This window comes from Microvirga calopogonii (assembly GCF_003347665.1).
GTDB lineage: Bacteria > Pseudomonadota > Alphaproteobacteria > Rhizobiales > Beijerinckiaceae > Microvirga > Microvirga calopogonii.
Map to the genome: position 1 here is coordinate 89600 of NZ_QDGA01000017.1, position 17882 is coordinate 107481.

The 17882-nt window shown below is 65.0% G+C and carries 14 protein-coding genes; 7 read left to right on the forward strand and 7 right to left on the reverse strand.

What is annotated here, in order from left to right; genetic code table 11:
• Window positions 1-21: 21 nt before the first annotated feature.
• The 3 genes from DDF70_RS15285 to dksA all read left to right on the forward strand — a co-directional run bounded on the left by DDF70_RS15285 (window position 22) and on the right by dksA (window position 3099).
• Window positions 22-1470 (forward strand): YcjX family GTP-binding protein, encoded by a 1449-nt coding sequence (locus DDF70_RS15285; protein ID WP_114945720.1) that lies wholly within the window; start codon window positions 22-24, stop codon window positions 1468-1470.
• Window positions 1467-2453 (forward strand): YcjF family protein, encoded by a 987-nt coding sequence (locus DDF70_RS15290; RefSeq protein ID WP_114945721.1) that lies wholly within the window; start codon window positions 1467-1469, stop codon window positions 2451-2453. The genes DDF70_RS15285 and DDF70_RS15290 overlap by 4 nt, the downstream gene beginning before the upstream one ends.
• A gap of 226 nt (window positions 2454-2679) precedes the next feature.
• Window positions 2680-3099 (forward strand): RNA polymerase-binding protein DksA, encoded by a 420-nt coding sequence (dksA, locus tag DDF70_RS15295; RefSeq protein WP_114945722.1) that lies wholly within the window; start codon window positions 2680-2682, stop codon window positions 3097-3099.
• A gap of 71 nt (window positions 3100-3170) precedes the next feature.
• Here the strand turns inward: dksA and DDF70_RS15300 are convergent, their stop codons facing one another.
• On the reverse strand, window positions 3171-4385 hold the full coding sequence (locus DDF70_RS15300; protein WP_114945723.1) for a hypothetical protein: 1215 nt from the start codon (window positions 4383-4385) through the stop codon (window positions 3171-3173).
• A gap of 388 nt (window positions 4386-4773) precedes the next feature.
• On the opposite strand from DDF70_RS15300, the gene cckA reads away from it, so the two are divergent.
• Together cckA and recA are read left to right on the forward strand one after the other, a co-directional pair.
• The gene (gene cckA, locus DDF70_RS15305) at window positions 4774-7305 is read left to right on the forward strand and encodes a cell cycle histidine kinase CckA (protein WP_114945724.1); all 2532 of its coding nucleotides are present in this window, start codon (window positions 4774-4776) and stop codon (window positions 7303-7305) included.
• 171 nt (window positions 7306-7476) lie between these two features.
• Window positions 7477-8571, forward strand: a complete 1095-nt coding sequence (recA, locus tag DDF70_RS15310; RefSeq protein WP_009489491.1) for a recombinase RecA — start codon at window positions 7477-7479, stop codon at window positions 8569-8571.
• A gap of 95 nt (window positions 8572-8666) precedes the next feature.
• Here the strand turns inward: recA and DDF70_RS15315 are convergent, their stop codons facing one another.
• Window positions 8667-9995 carry a PQQ-dependent sugar dehydrogenase gene (locus DDF70_RS15315; protein ID WP_114945725.1) on the reverse strand — a complete coding sequence of 443 codons (1329 nt, stop codon included), beginning with the start codon at window positions 9993-9995 and terminating at the stop codon, window positions 8667-8669.
• Window positions 9992-10441, reverse strand: coding sequence for a DUF2231 domain-containing protein (locus tag DDF70_RS15320; protein WP_114945726.1), 450 nt, complete (start codon window positions 10439-10441; stop codon window positions 9992-9994). Before DDF70_RS15320 ends, DDF70_RS15315 begins: the two co-directional genes overlap by 4 nt.
• A 199-nt stretch (window positions 10442-10640) precedes the next feature.
• On the opposite strand from DDF70_RS15320, the gene alaS reads away from it, so the two are divergent.
• Both alaS and DDF70_RS15330 read left to right on the forward strand, forming a co-directional pair.
• Window positions 10641-13295, forward strand: coding sequence for an alanine--tRNA ligase (gene alaS, locus DDF70_RS15325; RefSeq protein ID WP_114945727.1), 2655 nt, complete (start codon window positions 10641-10643; stop codon window positions 13293-13295).
• An 11-nt stretch (window positions 13296-13306) separates the two neighbouring features.
• Window positions 13307-14473: a cyclic nucleotide-gated ion channel gene (locus DDF70_RS15330; protein WP_114945738.1), complete on the forward strand. Its 1167-nt coding sequence runs from the start codon at window positions 13307-13309 to the stop codon at window positions 14471-14473.
• A gap of 17 nt (window positions 14474-14490) precedes the next feature.
• On the opposite strand, the gene DDF70_RS15335 is transcribed toward DDF70_RS15330, so the two are convergent.
• The 4 genes from DDF70_RS15335 to DDF70_RS15355 all read right to left on the reverse strand — a co-directional run bounded on the left by DDF70_RS15335 (window position 14491) and on the right by DDF70_RS15355 (window position 17874).
• Complete coding sequence (locus tag DDF70_RS15335) at window positions 14491-14952, reverse strand: GFA family protein (protein WP_114945728.1); 462 nt, start codon at window positions 14950-14952, stop codon at window positions 14491-14493.
• Between the two features lie 23 nt (window positions 14953-14975).
• Window positions 14976-15338: a hypothetical protein gene (locus DDF70_RS15340; RefSeq protein WP_114945729.1), complete on the reverse strand. Its 363-nt coding sequence runs from the start codon at window positions 15336-15338 to the stop codon at window positions 14976-14978.
• A 35-nt stretch (window positions 15339-15373) separates the two neighbouring features.
• Window positions 15374-15754, reverse strand: coding sequence for a hypothetical protein (locus tag DDF70_RS15345; RefSeq protein WP_114945730.1), 381 nt, complete (start codon window positions 15752-15754; stop codon window positions 15374-15376).
• A 914-nt stretch (window positions 15755-16668) separates the two neighbouring features.
• Window positions 16669-17874, reverse strand: coding sequence for an NADP-dependent isocitrate dehydrogenase (locus DDF70_RS15355; protein WP_245435504.1), 1206 nt, complete (start codon window positions 17872-17874; stop codon window positions 16669-16671).
• Window positions 17875-17882 lie beyond the last annotated feature (8 nt).

Genomic DNA, 17882 nt, shown 5'->3' on the forward strand with positions numbered 1-17882 from the left:
CCTGGAACCCGACGGAGCCCCGTGTCTGTCATCACCGATTTCGCCTCCCGCGCCGGGTCCGCCGCGCAATCTCTCTGGGAGGTCTCCGGGCAGCTGATCCAGCCCTCTCTCCGCCTCGGCGTGACAGGTCTCGCCCGCTCCGGCAAAACCGTGTTCACCACGGCCCTCGTGCATCATCTCACGCGCGGCACGAACCTGCCGGCCTTCCGGGCTTCTGCCGAAGGGCGCATCCGACGGGCGAATCTGGCTCACCAGCCTGACGACGTGGTGCCGCGCTTTCCCTACGAGGAGCACATGGCGGCCCTCACCGAGAGCCGCCGCTGGCCGCAATCCACGAACCGGATCAGCGAGTTGCGGGTGGATGTCGAATACGAGCGCAAGTCCGGCTGGCGCACGGGCCCGGCCTCGCTCGCCCTCGACATCGTGGATTATCCCGGCGAATGGCTGCTCGATCTCGCGCTTCTCGATGCCGGCTATGCCGAGTGGTCCCGGCAGACCATCGAGGCGAGCCGCAAGCGCGACCGGATCGCGGCGGCGGGCCGCTGGCACGAAACCCTGAAAACCCTCGATCCCGCAGGCTCTTCCGACGAGATGCTCGCTTCACGGGCGAGCGAGGCCTTCAAGGATTACCTCACGGTTCTGCGCGCCGATTCCGAAGCCGTCGCCACCACGCCGCCGGGCCGGTTCCTCATGCCGGGCGACCTGGCAGGCTCGCCCGCGCTGACCTTCGCGCCGGTCGATCTGCCCCATGGGCAGCCGATTGCTCCGGGCAGCTTCGCGGCTCTCATGGAACGCCGCTTCGAGGCCTACAAGACCCATGTGGTCAAGCCCTTCTTCCGCGATCATTTCCAGCGCATCGACCGCCAGATCGTGCTCGTCGACGTACTGGCGGCCATCGATGCCGGGCCAGTGGCCCTCGCCGAACTGGAAGAGGCGCTCGACCGGGTGCTCATGGCCTTCCGGATCGGGCGCAACACGCTCCTGTCCCGCCTGTTCTCTCCGCGGGCCGACCGGGTCCTCTTCGCCGCGACCAAGGCCGATCATATCCACCATACGGATCACGACCGGCTGGACGCGATCCTGCGCCTTCTCGTGAACCGCGCGTCGCGCCGGACCGAGGCCGCCGGTGCGCGGGTCGGAACCGTGGCGCTCGCCTCCGTGCGCGCCACGCGCGAGACGACCATCCGCGAGGGCCGCGAGACCTTGCGCGCCGTCACGGGCGTTCCCGAGGCGGGTGAACGGGTCGGGGACGAGATTTTCGACGGCGAAGCCGAAGCCGCCATCTTTCCCGGCGAGTTGCCGGAGACCCCGGAGGCCGTTTTTCAGGGAGCCATCCCGCCGGGCTCGTTCCGCTTTCCGCGCTTCCGCCCGCCGAAGCTGCCGGTCGATGCGGCGGGCCGCATGGCCAGGATGCCCCATATCCGTCTCGACCGGGCCCTTGAATTCCTGCTGGGGGATCGTTTCGCATGAGCCGCCAACCCCGCGCCTATCGTCTCGACGATCCGAACGTCACGGCCGGTGCCGTGCAGGTGACGGAGGAGCCCTTCGACGCCATCGAGGCCGCCGACGGTATCGTCGTGCCCATGGGCGAGAAGCGCCGAGCGCCATGGCTCGGCATCCTGCTCTCCGCTCTGTCGGGCCTCCTGCTGCTGGGGCTCGGGCTCGCAGTGGAGAACCTGATCGTCGATCTCTACGCCATCGCGCCCTGGCTCGGCTGGGTGGCGCTGGCTCTCGCCGTCCTGGCCGTTCTGGCCTTCCTGGCCATCATCGGCCGGGAGGTGGCGGGGATCTGGCGCGAACAGAAGATCGAAAGCCTGCGGGAGGCCGCCATCGACGCCCTTGCGGTCAAGGACCACAAGGCCGCGAAGGGGATCGTGTCGGATCTTCTGGGCCTCTACGGAGGTCGAGCCTCGGCGGCTCAGGGGAGCGCCCGCCTGCGCGGCCTGACCGATGAGATCATCGATGCGGACGATCGTCTCGCCTTTGCGGAGCGGGAGCTCCTTGCCCCTCTCGACGCCCAGGCAAAACGGGCGATCGCCGGCGCGGCGAAGCAGGTCTCCCTCGTGACGGCGGTGAGCCCCCGGGCCATCGTGGACGTGGCCTTCGTCATCTTCGCGGCCGTGCGGCTGCTGCGGACGCTCGCGCGCATCTATGGGGGGCGGCCAGGCCTGTTCGGCTTCCTGCGGCTCGCCAAGGCCGCCTTCAACCACCTCGCGGTGACGGGAGGCATGGCCGTGGGCGACAGCCTCATGCAGCAGGTTCTGGGATTGGGGCTTGCAGCGAGGATCTCGGCCAAGCTCGGGGAAGGCGTTCTGAACGGACTGATGACCGCCCGGTTCGGCCTTGCTGCGCTGTCCGTCTGCCGCCCGCTGCCCTTCATCCGCGAGGAGACGCCCAAGATCGGCGACGTGGCCGGCGAGCTGATCAGCCGGGCCGAGGCGGCGGCCTCTTGAAGCATCGGACCCGCCATTAGGTTCCCATCCGATGCTTCTCCCCGGGGCTGACGCATCGTGGCGACTGATACTTTAGGGGTGCGGCAAATCGTTCTTGCCGGACTTTTCGAGGTGCAAAAGTGGTGCCCGGGCCCGTTAGACAAATCGATGACACTTAATCTCGTTGTCCCCGATCCTGCTTGCCTATATAGGGGCGCCACGGTTCATCGGGGAAGAACGGCTGAACATGACAGACATCGTGATTGATGAGGGTTACCGTCCGACAGAAGACGAGCCCTTCATGAATGAACGGCAAAAGGAATATTTCAGGCGCAAGCTGATCCGCTGGAAGCACGATATCCTCAAAGAGGCTCAGGAAACTCTCGCCACCTTGCAGAGCGAGAACGAGAATCATCCTGACCTTGCGGATCGCGCCTCCTCGGAAACAGATCGCGCCATCGAGCTTCGTGCCCGCGACCGCCAGCGCAAGCTCATTGCCAAGATCGATGCCGCGCTCGCGCGGATCGAGGACGGCTCCTATGGCTATTGCGAGGAGACCGGGGATCCGATCTCCCTCAAGCGCCTTGAGGCGCGCCCCATCGCAACGCTTTCTCTCGAGGCTCAAGAGCGCCACGAGCGAAACGAGCGGGTCTACCGGGACGACTGAGACCTTCCATTGCCAGATCAAAAAAGGGCTCCGCTTGCGGAGCCCTTTTTCTTTGCCGGTTTGGAAAGAACTCAGCCCTTCTTGGTCGGATCCAGCGGGCGTCCGAGAAGCCTTGCGAACTCCGCCTCGATATCCTCGACGGAAAACGGATCCGTCGGCTTCTGCGAAGCGGCCGGCGCCTCCTTCGCCTGGGGCGGGAGCGGAGCCGTCACGGGCGGGGGAGGCGGCACGGGGCGCAGGGGCTCCGGAGCAGGAGCGGGCTTGGACGGCGGGGCTACTTCCGCCTCCTCTTCGACAGGCTCTTCGTCTTGACGATCGTCGTAAGCGGCGACGGGTTCGGCATCGGCCCGAGCCGGCTCTTCGTCCCTGATGCTCTCAGCGGGCTCGGCCGGAGGAGACATCGTGGGAGGCGGGACAGGGCTCGCCGGGCGCTTCAGGGCTTCTTCGAGCTGCTTGGCCATGTCCGACAGGAGACCGGCCTCCGACGCCGGGCGCGGCGAGGCGGTCTGCTGTTCAACCGGCGCGGGCTCCGGCGGGCGGACCGGCTCAGGCTGCACCGGAGGAGCCGGGGGGACCGGCGTCGCGCGGGACTGGAACGGCGGAGGCGTAAAGGCCGGCCGCGGCTCGGGGCGCTCCACGGCCGGTGTGGGAGCGGACGGAGCGTTCTGGAACGAGGGCGTCCTCGCCTCGGCGCGCAGGCCCTGGATGGTCGGGGCGGCGGAGACGGAAACGGCATCCGGTTTCAGCACGGGCTCCGGATGGGCCGGAACCGGGGCGCTCACCGAGGCGACGGGTGCGAGCTCCTCGTCGATATCCGATTCATCCGAGGGACGCCGCACGAAGGCGCCGAGCTGGGCCGCGAGCTGGCTTTCGATCGACGGGCGGCCGTTGGTCTCCACCTGCGGCGGGCGGGCCGGCTGGTCCAGGGTCGGCTCGAAGCGCTCGACGCCCGCGTCGCTGGGCTGCGCGGGAATGCGGGCACCGGCGACCCGGACGATATTGGTCTCGATGACGACGTCGTTCGGACCGCCGATGAGAAGAAGGTGCTCGACGTTGTCACGGCGCAGAAGAAGGAGCTGGCGGTGCCGGTCCAGGTCGTAGACATCGACGATGCCGAGCCGGGGTTGACGGCTGCCGCGGCCGCGATCGCTGCCGGGCATCATGAGCCGGGCGCCCGTCAGCTTGCGGAAGACTACACCGAAGAGCACGAGGAGGATCAGAATGATCGCGAACGCAATCGCGAATTGGACTGCCCGTGACGCTTCGATACCGAAAAGAGATGACACGATGAACTCTCAAGCGTTGTGCAGGCCCTTGCAGGCCGGTTCTGTGTTGGTTGTACCACATTGACCGCCAAAGCCAGCGACAAGGTTAACAGATGGTTAACGAGCGCTGCTTTCGACGCGGCATGTGGATGAGGATCGGTCCTCGATGATGGGACCAAAATGGGTCTGATCCCCTTTTCATCAAGGAAAATAGGGATTTCCTATGGCGAAATCGTATCTCTGCAGCTCTTCTTGGGCTGAAGAGAGCTTGCATCGGCTCGTGGCTCCGCCTTAGAGGTCGATCAATAATTGGCGCGTATGATGAGCGACGAAGATCGAGCGGTTGGCTGCAACGTTGCAGCCTGTGCCTCAAGACACATCCGGCTCCGTTTGAGGAAGTTGAAACTCCATGGCTTACGAGGGCGACACGCCAAAGAGCGCGGCCATCGACCGTTCTGACCGTCCCGGCCATATCGGATGGGTCCTTCTCCTGGCCGGCGTTCTGGTCGGCGCAACCCTTAGCTTGCGGTTTCTGGATGTCGAACAGACACAGCCGCTGATCCTCGGGCTTCTCGCATTCTTCGCCATGGCCGGCGTCTTCTTCCTTTTCGCCATGGCCATCGGGGTCGTTCAATTTTCCGGTCAGACGGCGCGAAACGATATCACCAAGCTCATGGCCGATACGTCAGGCAACGGCCTCGTGGTGATCGAAGACGACGGCCGCATCACCTATGCCAACGAATCCTACCTTTCCATCGCAGGGCTGCAGGGCGGGGAAGTGCGTCCCGTGGAGCGTTTGTTCATGGGTGCGCCCGAAGTCTCGGAGGCGATCTATCGGCTGGCCCAGGCTGCGCGCGAGCATCGCACGGGCGCGGAGGAAATCCGCCTCTCGCCTTCGTTGAGCGGTGCGCAGGAGTTCGGTTGGTATCGCGTGCGCGTGCGCCCCGTGCCGCGCCCCAGGGGCCGACAGGCGGCGCTCTGGACCATCAGCGAAGTGACGCACGAACGCGAGCGGCAGGAGAATGTCTTCCAGGAGCTCCAGCACGCCATCGATTATCTCGATCACGCCCCGGCGGGATTCCTGTCGGTCGATCCCGAGGGCTCGATCATCTATCTCAACGCGACCCTCGCTTCGTGGCTCGACTACGATCTCGCCCAGGTCGGCTCCGGCGGTCTGAGCCTCACCGACATCGTGCCCCGCGATGTGGTGTCGTTGATGACGTCATTCACCGGCGAGCCGGGCAGCGTGCGCACGGAGACCTTCGATCTCGATCTGCGCCGCCGCAACGGCCAGTTCCTGCCCGTGCGGCTGTATCACCGCATCGCCTTCGGGCAGGACGGCCGGATGGGTCCATCCCGGACGCTGGTCCTCAACCGCTCGGCGGGAGGGGAGGTCGACGAGGGACAGCGGGCCGCCGAAGTGCGCTTCGCCCGCTTCTTCAACAACACGCCGATTGCCATCGCGACGGTCGACCAGGCCGGACGGATCGTCCATGCCAATGCTCCCTTCACCAAGTTGTTCGGCACGCTGACGCGCGCGGCCGAGAGCGGGGCGGGCGGGGCATCCATCCTCGACACCTTCCGCGAGCGCGGGCCGATCGAGGCCGCTCTGAAGGCGGCGGCGGAAAACCGGGGAGACATCCCACCCCTGGAGCTGCAGACCACGGGGGATAGCGGCGGTTCCGTCCGGGTCTGGGTGACGCCCGTGGGTGATACGGGTGCGGACGGCGAGACGGCCATTCTCTACGCCCTCGACACCACCGATTTCCGCAAGGTGGAGGAACAGCTCGCCCAATCGCAGAAGATGAACGCGGTGGGCCAATTGGCCGGCGGCGTCGCGCACGACTTCAACAACGTGCTGCAGGCCATCATCGGCTACAGCGACCTGCTGCTCGCCAACCACCGGCCGACCGATCCGTCCTTCCAGGACATCATGCAGATCAAGCAGAATGCGAACCGGGCTGCGAGCCTGGTGCGCCAGCTGCTCGCCTTCTCGCGCCGCCAGACCCTGCGGCCGGAGGTGCTGAACCTGAACGACCGGCTCTATGATCTCTCCATGCTGCTCAAGCGCCTGCTCGGCGAGCGGGTGGAACTCGATCTCAGCCATGGCCGCGATCTCTGGTTCGTGAAGGCCGACGTGAACCAGTTCGAGCAGGTGGTGGTGAACCTCGCCGTCAATGCGCGCGACGCCATGCCCAACGGCGGCAAGCTCGCGATCCGCACCGGGAACGTCTCGGCCGCGGAGGCCGCCCGCCTGAACGTGAGCGCCATGCCGCCGGCCGATTACGTGGTCGTCGAGGTGTCCGATACGGGATCGGGCATGACGCAGGAGATCCTGGAAAAGATCTTCGAGCCGTTCTTCACCACCAAGGAAGTGGGAAAGGGCACGGGCCTCGGCCTCTCCACGGTCTTCGGCATCGTCAAGCAGTCGGGCGGCTATATCGACGTGGATTCGAAGCCAGGCGAGGGCACCACCTTCCGGATCTACCTGCCGCGCCACATCCCGGAGGTTCAGGAGGCTCCCGAGGAAGCAAAGGCCGACGCGCCCAAGAAGCCCGCCGCCGACATGACCGGGCAGGGGACCATCCTCCTGGTGGAGGACGAGGATCCGGTTCGCGCGGTCAATGCCCGGGCGCTCTCCGCGCGCGGCTACACGGTGCTGGAGGCTGCCTCCGGAATCGAAGCGATGGAGATCATCCAGGAGCGCGGCGCCCCGGTCGATCTCGTGGTCTCCGACGTGGTCATGCCGGAAATGGACGGCCCGACCCTGCTGCGCGAGTTGCGCAAGCTCTATCCCGACCTGAAGGTGATCTTCGTCTCCGGCTACGCCGAGGAAGCCTTCCGCAAGAACCTGCCCGAAGGGGAGGAGTTCAACTTCCTGCCCAAGCCCTTCAGCCTGCGCCAGCTGGTCGAGACCGTGAAGCAGACGATGGCTCGGTAAATCATTGAATTAATTGATTTTTAACCCTGCGGCAACGTGCCCTGCGCGGGTTCTATGAATTCTCTAATGAGAACGAAAAAAGAACTTGCGGGTAGGAACAAAGTGAGTACATATATTCTCTCAACACCGCGTTGAGATTCACTCTTCCTCCTGCCATAAGGATGTTAGGTCATGTCACAGTCCTCCCTGAGACTGGTGGAAAGCTCATCAATGGATAAAGACAAATCGAAAGCTCTCGACGCGGCGCTCTCTCAGATCGAGCGTGCCTTCGGCAAGGGCTCGATCATGCGGCTCGGCAAGGGCCAGCAGCCGGTGGAAATCGAAACCGTCTCGACGGGTTCGCTCGGCCTCGATATCGCGCTCGGCGTGGGCGGCTTGCCCCGCGGCCGCATCATCGAGATCTACGGGCCGGAATCGTCCGGCAAGACCACGCTGGCGCTGCACACCATCGCCGAAGCCCAGAAGAAGGGCGGCGTCTGCGCCTTCGTGGACGCGGAACACGCGCTCGATCCCGTTTATGCCCGCAAGCTCGGCGTCAACCTGGACGATCTCCTGATCTCCCAGCCCGACACCGGCGAGCAGGCTCTTGAGATCGCCGATACCCTCGTGCGCTCCGGCGCGGTGGACGTGCTCGTCATCGACTCGGTGGCGGCGCTGACCCCGAAGGCCGAGCTCGACGGCGAGATGGGCGAGGTCCAGCCGGGCCTCCAGGCCCGTCTCATGAGCCAGGCCCTGCGCAAGCTCACCGGTTCGATCTCGCGCTCGAACACGATGGTGATCTTCATCAACCAGATCCGCATGAAGATCGGCGTCATGTACGGCTCGCCGGAAACGACCACGGGCGGCAACGCCCTGAAGTTCTACGCCTCCGTGCGCCTCGACATCCGCCGCGTCTCGACGCTCAAGGATCGCGATGATCCGATCGGCAACTCGGTGCGCGTGAAGGTCGTCAAGAACAAGGTCGCTCCGCCCTTCAAGCAGGTCGAGTTCGACATCATGTTCGGCGAGGGCGTGTCCAAGGTGGGCGAGCTCATCGATCTCGGCGTCAAGGCCGGCATCGTCGACAAGTCCGGCGCCTGGTTCTCCTACGACAGCCAGCGCCTGGGCCAGGGCCGCGAGAACGCCAAGCAGTTCCTGCGCGACAACCCGGAGGTTGCCGGCAAGATCGAGGCGCTCATCCGCCAGAATGCCGGCCTTCTCGCCGACCGCATCCTGGAGCAGGCGACCCCGACCGCCGACGACCTGGACGAGGGTTCCGCAGAATAAGCTTTTGCTCTCCTTCAAGGGCAAAGAGAGGCCGTCGCGAGTGATCGCGGCGGTCTTTTCCTTTCTCGGGCCGCTCTCAGGCGGGCCTGCCTGCCTCATTGACCGGCCGTGACGCGCCAGACCGCATTGCCCAGGTCGTCGGCAATCAGCAGGGCTCCGGTCCTGTCCACCGCGACGCCCACGGGGCGGCCATGGGCGCTGTCCTCACCCGACAGGAAGCCGGTCACCACGTCCTGCGCCTTCCCGCTTGGCTTGCCGCTCTGGAAGGGGACGTACACGACCTTGTAGCCGTTGAAGTGGTCGCGGTCCCAGCTCCCATGCTCGCCGACGAACGCCCCGCCGCGATAGGCCTCCGGCAGGCTGGTGCCCGTGTAGAAAGCAAGGCCTAACGGAGCGACATGCGAGCTCAGTGCATAATCCGGTACAATGGCGCTCGCGACGAGATCCGGCCGCTGGGGCATCACGCGCGGGTCGATGTGCTGGCCGAAATAGCTGTAAGGCCAGCCATAGAAGGCCCCGTCGCGAACGGACGTCAGGTAGTCGGGAACCAGATTGGGGCCCAGCTCGTCGCGTTCATTGGCAACGGCCCAGAGGACGTTGGTTTGCGGCTCGAAGGCGAGGCTCGTCGGGTTGCGGATGCCGCCGGCGAAGATCCTCGCGCGACCGGACGCCCGATCCACCTCCCACACGGCCGCGCGGCCCTTTTCCGCCTCCATGCCGTTTTCGGTGATGTTGCTGTTGGAGCCGACGCCAACGTAAAGCAGCGATCCGTCGGGGCTCGCCGTGAGGGCTTTGGTCCAATGGTGGTTGATGGGGCCGCCGGGCAGGTCGGTCAGCTTGGTGCCCGGCTCCGTGATCTGCGTCTGCCCTTGGGTATAGTGGTAGCGCATGATCGCGTCTGTGTTGGCGACGTAAAGATCCTCGCCGACAAGGGCGACGCCATAGGGCGAGTTGAGGTGGTCGATGAAGATGGTCCTCGTCTCCGGCACGCCGTCGCCATTGGCATCGCGCAGGAGAGTGATCCGGTTGCCGGGTTTCGTGCTGCCGTGTGCGGAGGCCATCATCCAGCCCATGATGAGATCTTTCGGCCGCTCGGTCGGTTCGGTGTTCGGTCCCCCGGATTCGACCACCAGCACATCGCCGTTGGGCAAGGGATAGACGACCCGGGGATTGGCCAGGTCCCGGGCCATGGCCTGGATCTTCAGACCGCTGGCGACCTTCGGGGTCTCGCTCGCGCCCCATCCCACGGGCTTTGCCAGGCGCATGGGCGGCACGAGGTATTGCTTCGGCTCGGGCAGAGCCGGATTGGGGCCGATCTGGCTTTGCGTGTCGAAGGATCCCTCGTCCTCGCAACCGGCGAGGGCCAGCATGGAAAGTCCCAGAAGAGCGATCCAGCCAGGGCCGATTCGGATTGACGCCGTCATGACAGGACTCCGACCCGGTGGCGGTAGACCATCGACCAGCCCAGCCAGCCCGTCACGAGCATGAGGAGCACGACGACGGCCGAGAGGACCAGCCCGGTCGGGACGACCGAGGTCCAGGCATCGCGGCTATGGATCAAGGCGTTGAGCAGGGACAGCCCCAGAACAAGCACGTTCCCGAGCATATGAGGCCATGCGGGCGTCTGGGCGCGGATCGAGCGGCTGCTCAGGAAATCGATCAATCCCGCCAGCGCCGCCAAGCCTCCGATGAGGAGGCCGACGGTCAAAAGCCAGGCGGAGAAGTTCGACCACATGATGTCGGCCGTCCGCCAGTAGGTGATGTCCGTCGCGAGCGCGCCGGTGAAGCAGACGATGGGGAAGGGTACCAGCATCGGATGGATCGGGTGGCCCGCAATACTGGCTCTGGACGGTGGGTTACGTTCGCTCATCGCTGCCTGTCCTTGGTATATTCCGCGGAGACGACGGCAGCGGGAGCCGAAGGTTCCCGGGCCTCGCCCTCACGATACGGGCCTCGAGGTCGCACTTTGGACGAAGCGCCACCTCGACAGGTGAAGCCTGGACGTCTAGAAACGGCCGAAACATGAGCACTACGGGCGATCGAGCCCCTTACTCCGAGCTAAGAGTTCCATGAGCGGCGTCAACGAAATCCGGTCGGCCTTCCTCGATTACTTCGCCAAGAACGGCCATGAGGTCGTGGCCTCGAGCCCCCTCGTGCCGCGCAATGACCCGACCCTGATGTTCACGAACGCCGGCATGGTGCAGTTCAAGAACGTCTTCACGGGAGCCGAAAAGCGTCCCTACAGCACGGCCGCGACGGCGCAGAAATGCGTGCGCGCGGGCGGCAAGCACAACGATCTCGACAATGTGGGCTACACGGCGCGCCACCACACCTTCTTCGAGATGCTCGGCAACTTCTCCTTCGGCGACTACTTCAAGGAGCGGGCCATCGAGCTCGCCTGGGGGCTGATCACCAAGGAATTCAGCCTGCCGAAGGACAAGCTGCTGGTCACCGTCTACCACGACGACGACGAGGCGGCGAACCTCTGGAAGAAGATCGCCGGCTTCTCGGATTCCAAGATCATCCGCATCCCGACCTCGGACAATTTCTGGCAGATGGGCGATACCGGCCCCTGCGGCCCGTGCTCGGAAATCTTCATCGACCAGGGCGACAAGCTCTGGGGCGGCCCTCCCGGCAGCCCGGAGGAGGATGGCGACCGCTTCCTCGAGTTCTGGAACCTCGTGTTCATGCAATACGAGCAGATCGAGCCCGGCAACCGCATCGGCCTGCCCAAGCCCTCCATCGACACCGGCATGGGGCTGGAGCGCATCTCGGCGATCCTCCAGGGCGTGTACTCGAACTACGACACGGACCTGTTCCGCACCCTCATCGAGGCCGTGGCCCATGCCACCGGCGTGGCGCCGGAGGGTGACCGCAAGGCCTCGCACCGGGTGATCGCGGACCACCTGCGCACCTCGTGCTTCCTCGTGGCCGACGGCGTGCTGCCCTCGAACGAGGGCCGCGGCTACGTGCTCCGCCGCATCATGCGCCGCGCCATGCGCCACGCGCAGCTGCTCGGCGCGCGTGACCCGCTCATGTACCGCCTCGTGCCGGTTCTCGTGCGCGAGATGGGACAGGCCTATCCTGAGCTGATCCGCGCCGAAGCGCTGATCACCGAGACCCTGAAGCTGGAGGAAACCCGCTTCCGCAAGACCCTGGAGCGGGGCCTGTCGATCCTCGACGAGGAAAGCCGCAGCCTTACCAAGGGGCAGAACCTTTCCGGCGACACGGCTTTCACCCTTTACGACACCTACGGCTTCCCGCTCGACCTGACCCAGGACGCCTTGAAGCCCCGGGGCATCGGCGTCGACACGGATGCCTTCGACGCCGCGATGAAGCGCCAGCGCGAGATGGCACGTGCCGCCTGGTCCGGATCGGGCGAGGCCGCGACCGAAACCGTGTGGTTCTCCGTCAAGGAGCGCACGGGCGCGACTGAGTTCCTGGGCTACGACACGGAAGCCGCCGAGGGCATCGTCCTGGCGCTCCTGAAGGACGGCCAGGAGGTGACGGAGCTCAAGGCCGGCGAGACCGGCCTCGTGGTCCTCAACCAGACGCCATTCTACGGCGAATCCGGCGGTCAGGTCGGCGATACCGGCGTGATGCAGGGCGAGGGCGCGCGGGTCTTCGTGACCGGCACCGAGAAGAAGCTCGGCGATCTGTTCGTGCACCATGTGACCGTCGAGCACGGCTCCCTGAAGCTCAATCAGTCCCTGGAACTGACGGTCGACCACGAGCGCCGCTTCGCCGTCCGGTCCAACCACTCGGCCACCCATCTCCTGCACGAGGCCCTGCGCCAGGTGCTCGGCGACCACGTGGCGCAGAAGGGCTCGCTGGTGGCTCCCGACCGCCTGCGTTTCGATTTCAGCCATCCCAAGCCCATTGAGGATGCGGAGCTCAAGGAAGTCGAGGAGATCGCCAACAGAGTGCTGCTCCAGAACGAGCCGGTGGTCACCAAGCTCATGGCCGTGGACGAGGCCATCGAGTCCGGCGCCCGCGCGCTGTTCGGCGAGAAGTACGGCGACGAGGTCCGGGTCGTCTCCATGGGCAAGGGAGAGGCCAACAGGGCTTTCTCGGTGGAACTCTGCGGCGGCACGCACGTGAACCGCACGGGCGATATCGGCGTCATCACCATCGTGGGCGAGGGCGCGGTCGCGGCGGGCGTTCGCCGCCTCGAAGCGATGACGGGCGACGCCGCCCGCCGCTACCTCGCGGATGAGAGCCGCAAGCTGCGCGAGGTCGCAAGCCTTCTCAAGACCCCGGTGGACGAGGTTTCCTCGCGCCTCGCGGCCCTGCTGGAAGAGCGCCGCAAGCTGGAGCGCGACCTCGCCGAGGCGCGCCGCAAGCTCGCCATGGGCGGCGGCGCTGCGGGCGGTGGCGATCCGGTCAAGGACGTGGCCGGCATCAAGCTCATGGCCCGCGCGGTCACCGGCGTCGAGATGAAGGACCTGAAGAGCCTCGCCGACGAGGGCAAGAAGCGCCTCGGCTCCGGGGTCGTTGCCATCGTGGGTGTGGCTGAGGACGGCAAGGCCGGCATCGTCGTCGGCGTGACCGAGGACCTGACGGCGAAGGTCGACGCGGTCGCCCTCGTGCGGGTCGGGTCGGAGAAGCTCGGCGGCAAGGGCGGCGGCGGTCGCCGCGACATGGCCCAGGCCGGCGGTCCCGACGGGGCGCAGGCCGAAGCGGCTCTCGCCGCCATCGAAGCGGCGCTTTCCGACGCCGCATGAGGCCGGGCGCCGTGTCGAGGGTTCATCCACACCCGACGCGGCGCAGGATCTACGAAATCCTCGAACGCAGCAGCGTGAACGACCCCGTCGTTCACGCTGTTCATTTTGGCCTGATCCTGTTGATCGCCGTGAATGTCACGGCCGTCGTCTTCGAAAGCGTCCCGTCGATCCAGCAGAGCCACGGCACGCTCTTTCTCCTGATCGAGGTCGTCAGCGGCTTTATCTTCACCTTGGAATATATCGCGCGTCTCTGGTGCGCGCCGGAATATCCGCCGTTCCAGCACATGAGGCCATGGCGCGCGCGCCTGCGATGGGCCATGCATCCGCAATCCATCGTCGATCTTCTGGCCATCCTGCCGTTCTATCTCGCCTATTGGAACGTGGAGAGCCTGCGGACTTTCCTGCTGCTGCGGCTGTTCCGGTTCTTCAAGCTCGCGCGCTATTCGCCGGGCCTCGCGAGCCTTGCCGAAGCGATTTATGCGGAACGCCGGGCGCTCGTCGCCTGCGGGGTCATCCTCATCGGCGCCATGCTGCTTGCGGCCTCGGCCATGAACCTCGCCGAGCGGGAGGTACAGCCCGACACGTTCGGGACGATCCCGGAGGCGATGTACTGGGCGATCGTCACCCTGACCACGGTCGGCTACGGCGACGCCGTGCCCTTGACGCCCGTCGGACGGGTGATCGCGGCCGTGACGGCCGTCATGGGGCTGATCATGCTGGCCCTGCCGGTCGGCATCATCGCGAGCGCCTTCTCGCGGGAGATCCATCGCCGCGACTTCGTGGTGACCTGGAGCATGGTGGCCCGCGTGCCGCTCTTCGCCAATCTCGACGCGCACGAAATCGCCACGGTGATGCAATGCCTCCGGTCGCGCAGCTGCACCCCGGGAGAGGTCATCGTCCGCAAGGGCGACGAGGCACATTCCATGTACCTGATCGCCTCCGGCGACGTGGAGGTGGTGCTGCCGGGCGAGCATGTGAGGCTCGGGCCGGGCGACTTCTTCGGCGAGATGGCGATCCTGAGGCGCCGCCGCCGCTCCGCCACCGTGAAGGCGTCGACCCATTGCAGGCTGCTCGTCCTCGATGCCGACGATCTTCATGAATTGCTGGAGGCGAACCCGTCCATCGCGGAGCATGTGCACAAGGTCGCCAAGGCTCGCGGGGGACGGAAGATCTCGTAGCCAAACCCCGGCTGACGTCAGTCGTGGTCCGGGTGCTGGCGCGACGCCATCTTCTTCAAGTCGTCCGGGGTTGCGTAATCCTCCGTCCGCTGGCCGGGCAGGGTGTGCAGCACCTCGAAGGCGGGGAGTTTGCTCTCGAGGCCGTACTGGATTTCCGGCATCACCCGGCCCGGCTCGTCGAGGCTGCCGATCGAGACGGTGATGCGGTCCTGCTCCACATAGGAAAATGTCAGCGGCGTGCCGCAGTCACGGCAGAAGCTCCGCTCCACGGCCTCAGAACTCTTGAAGATGCCCGGCTGCCCCTTCGTCCAGACCAGATCCTTGCGCGAAACGCCGGTGAGCGCAGAGAAGTAGTTGCCGAAAGCCTTCTGGCACATGCGGCAATGGCAGATGCTGGTATGGGTCGGCTCGGACATGAGCGCGTAACGGACCGCGCCGCACTGGCAGCCGCCGGTATGAGTGGGTTTGTAATCTGTCATGATCTTCTTCCTTCTCCGAAAAGTTACGATGGCGGCGTCCAAGCATACTCCCGCAGCGCAAACCACAATCCACCTGGATCTTCGTCCTTGGCGCCGTTCGCCAGCCACTCGCGCACGACGTTCTCGACAATGTCTTCAGGTTTGGAGCCATACTGCCGCTGCACGATCCATTCATGCTCGCCATCAAGTCCGCCGCCGACCACCGGCACGGCGCCGCGGGACAGGAGCTCGGCGACGCAGCGGCGCACGAAATTGGTCAGAGCCTCGCCTTCGAAGCCAAACCCATGACGTCCTCCAGGCACGACCTGCCACATGCCGACCGCGTCGACAGGCAATTCGTTAGCGACCTGCTTGATGTATTCACTCAACGTTTCCCGGAACGCCATTCGCGAGGTTCGTCGGTCATTTTTGGCCGTGCCTTTCATTCTGGTGGCATCCAGGCGTATTCTCGCAGCGCGAACCAGAGGCCGCCGGGATCTTCGTCCTTTGCGCCGTTTGCCAGCCATTCACGGACGACGTTGTCGATGATCTCTGCGGGCGTGGAACCGTATTGCCGCTGCACAATCCACTCATGCTCGCTTTGTCCACCGCCGACCACAGGCACCGCGCCGCGCGAGAGAAGCTCGGCGATGCAGCGGCGCACGAAATCGGTCAGCGCCTCGCCCTCAAATCCGAAACCGAAACGTCCGGCGGGTACAATCTGCCAGATGCCGACAGCGTCGATGGGAAGCTCCTCGGCAATTAGTTTGACATACTCGGTCAGCGGTTTTCCGGAACGCTTTTCACGTGGTTCGTCGGTCATTTCTGATGCACCTTATCGCCTGGCCGGACCATTGGATTATTGCTGCGAATAACATCTAACGTTACGCCGTACCGCTCGCTCCATCGAACGCCAAAGATGGAGCCGTCCGGCTGCCGAAGCCATTGGCCTCGATATCCGGTGGGCGACGGAATAATCTCAGAACCGGGAGTGACGGCCACCAGCAATTCTCGGAATTCCGAAGTTGGGATAGTGTAAATGCCATTCAGCGAGTCTCCGCGCGAAAGTGGAGAAGTCTCCCCTAACGGTCGGCAAACAGGCTCTTGTGCCCTCAATTCCCGCAGGCGCGCGGTGGCTTGCACGGCGGTGGCCTGATGGGCCAGGATTTCGCCTTCGACTCCTTCGTAGATGCTAGGTCGCGGCCTCCATTTCGGATCCCGGCGTTGGACTTCGCGCACGAGCGCCGTTGCACGCGCCTCCGTCGCTGCAAGAAGTGTTTCCTGAGTGGGAGAGGTTTCATAGGTCCGCCCGCGAATGGTGCGGGTTCCTCCACTTCGACGGGCAGGCCAATTGACGGTCTCGACGCGGGCTTCGCCGCCACTCCCGCCTTCTCCCACCCATCGTCCACCATTAGGACTCCCAGCCGGAACACGCGGTTGGTTGGGGTTGAAGAGCTTATGTGCGAGGGCGAGGCGCAGGCTCCGGAGTTCAAGCTGTGCGATGGCGAGGGCTTTTCGCGCACCGAGCAATTCGCGCTGAAAGGAGGGCGATGAGGACATAAACTATCCACTGGTTCTCAAATATGCATAAATTCTTAGAACAAAATAAGAACATTATCAAGCTTGCTGCGGCGACCCGTGCAACAAAAAAGCCCGGCATGGAGCCGGGCTTTGGATCGGTCGTTGTCTCTCGTTCCTAATGGCCGGGACAAGGCCCAGCCATAGCGATGAGGTGGCTTAAGCGGCCATGGCTTTTTTGAGGTTTTCGTCGATTTTGTCGAGGAAGCCGGTGGTGGAGAGCCACTTCTGCTCGGCTCCGACCAGCAGCGCCAGGTCCTTGGTCATGAAGCCGGCCTCGACCGTGTCGACGCAGACCTTCTCCAGGGTGGCGGCGAAGCGGGCGAGCTCGGCGTTGTCGTCGAGCTTGGCCCGGTGCGCCAAGCCGCGGGTCCAGGCGAAGATCGACGCGATCGAGTTCGTCGAGGTCTCCTTGCCCTTCTGGTGCTCGCGGTAGTGGCGCGTCACCGTGCCGTGGGCGGCCTCCGCCTCCACCGTCCGGCCGTCCGGCGTCATCAGCACCGAGGTCATCAGGCCGAGCGAGCCGAAGCCCTGCGCCACCGTGTCGGACTGCACGTCGCCGTCGTAGTTCTTGCACGCCCAGACATAGCCGCCCGACCACTTCAGCGCCGAGGCCACCATGTCGTCGATCAGGCGGTGCTCGTAGATGATGCCGGCGGCGTCGAACTTGGCCTTGAACTCGTTCTGGTACACCTCCTCGAAGATGTCCTTGAAGCGGCCGTCATAGGCCTTGAGGATGGTGTTCTTGGTGGAGAGATAGACCGGGTACTTGCGGTTCAGGCCGTAGTTCATCGACGCGCGCGCGAACTCGCGGATCGACTCGTCGAGGTTGTACATCGCCATGGCGACGCCGGCATCCGGGAACTTGAACACCTCCTTCTCGATCACCGTGCCGTCCTCGCCCTCGAACTTGATCGACAGGCGGCCCTTGCCCGGCACCTTGAAGTCGGTGGCGCGGTACTGGTCGCCGAAGGCGTGGCGGCCGACGATGATCGGCTGGGTCCAGCCGGGCACGAGGCGCGGCACGTTCCTGCAGATGATCGGCTCGCGGAAGATCACGCCGCCGAGGATGTTGCGGATCGTGCCGTTGGGCGACTTCCACATCTCCTTGAGGTTGAACTCCTTCACCCGGCCCTCGTCCGGCGTGATGGTGGCGCATTTGACGCCGACGCCGTACTTCTTGATCGCCTCGGCGGCCTCGACCGTGACCCGGTCGTTGGTGGCGTCGCGGTGCTCGACGCTCAGGTCGTAGTACTTCAGGTCGATGTCGAGATAGGGGTGGATCAGCTTCTCTTTGATGAAGTGCCAGATAATGCGGGTCATCTCGTCGCCGTCGAGCTCGACGACCGGATTGGCTACCTTGATCTTCGCCA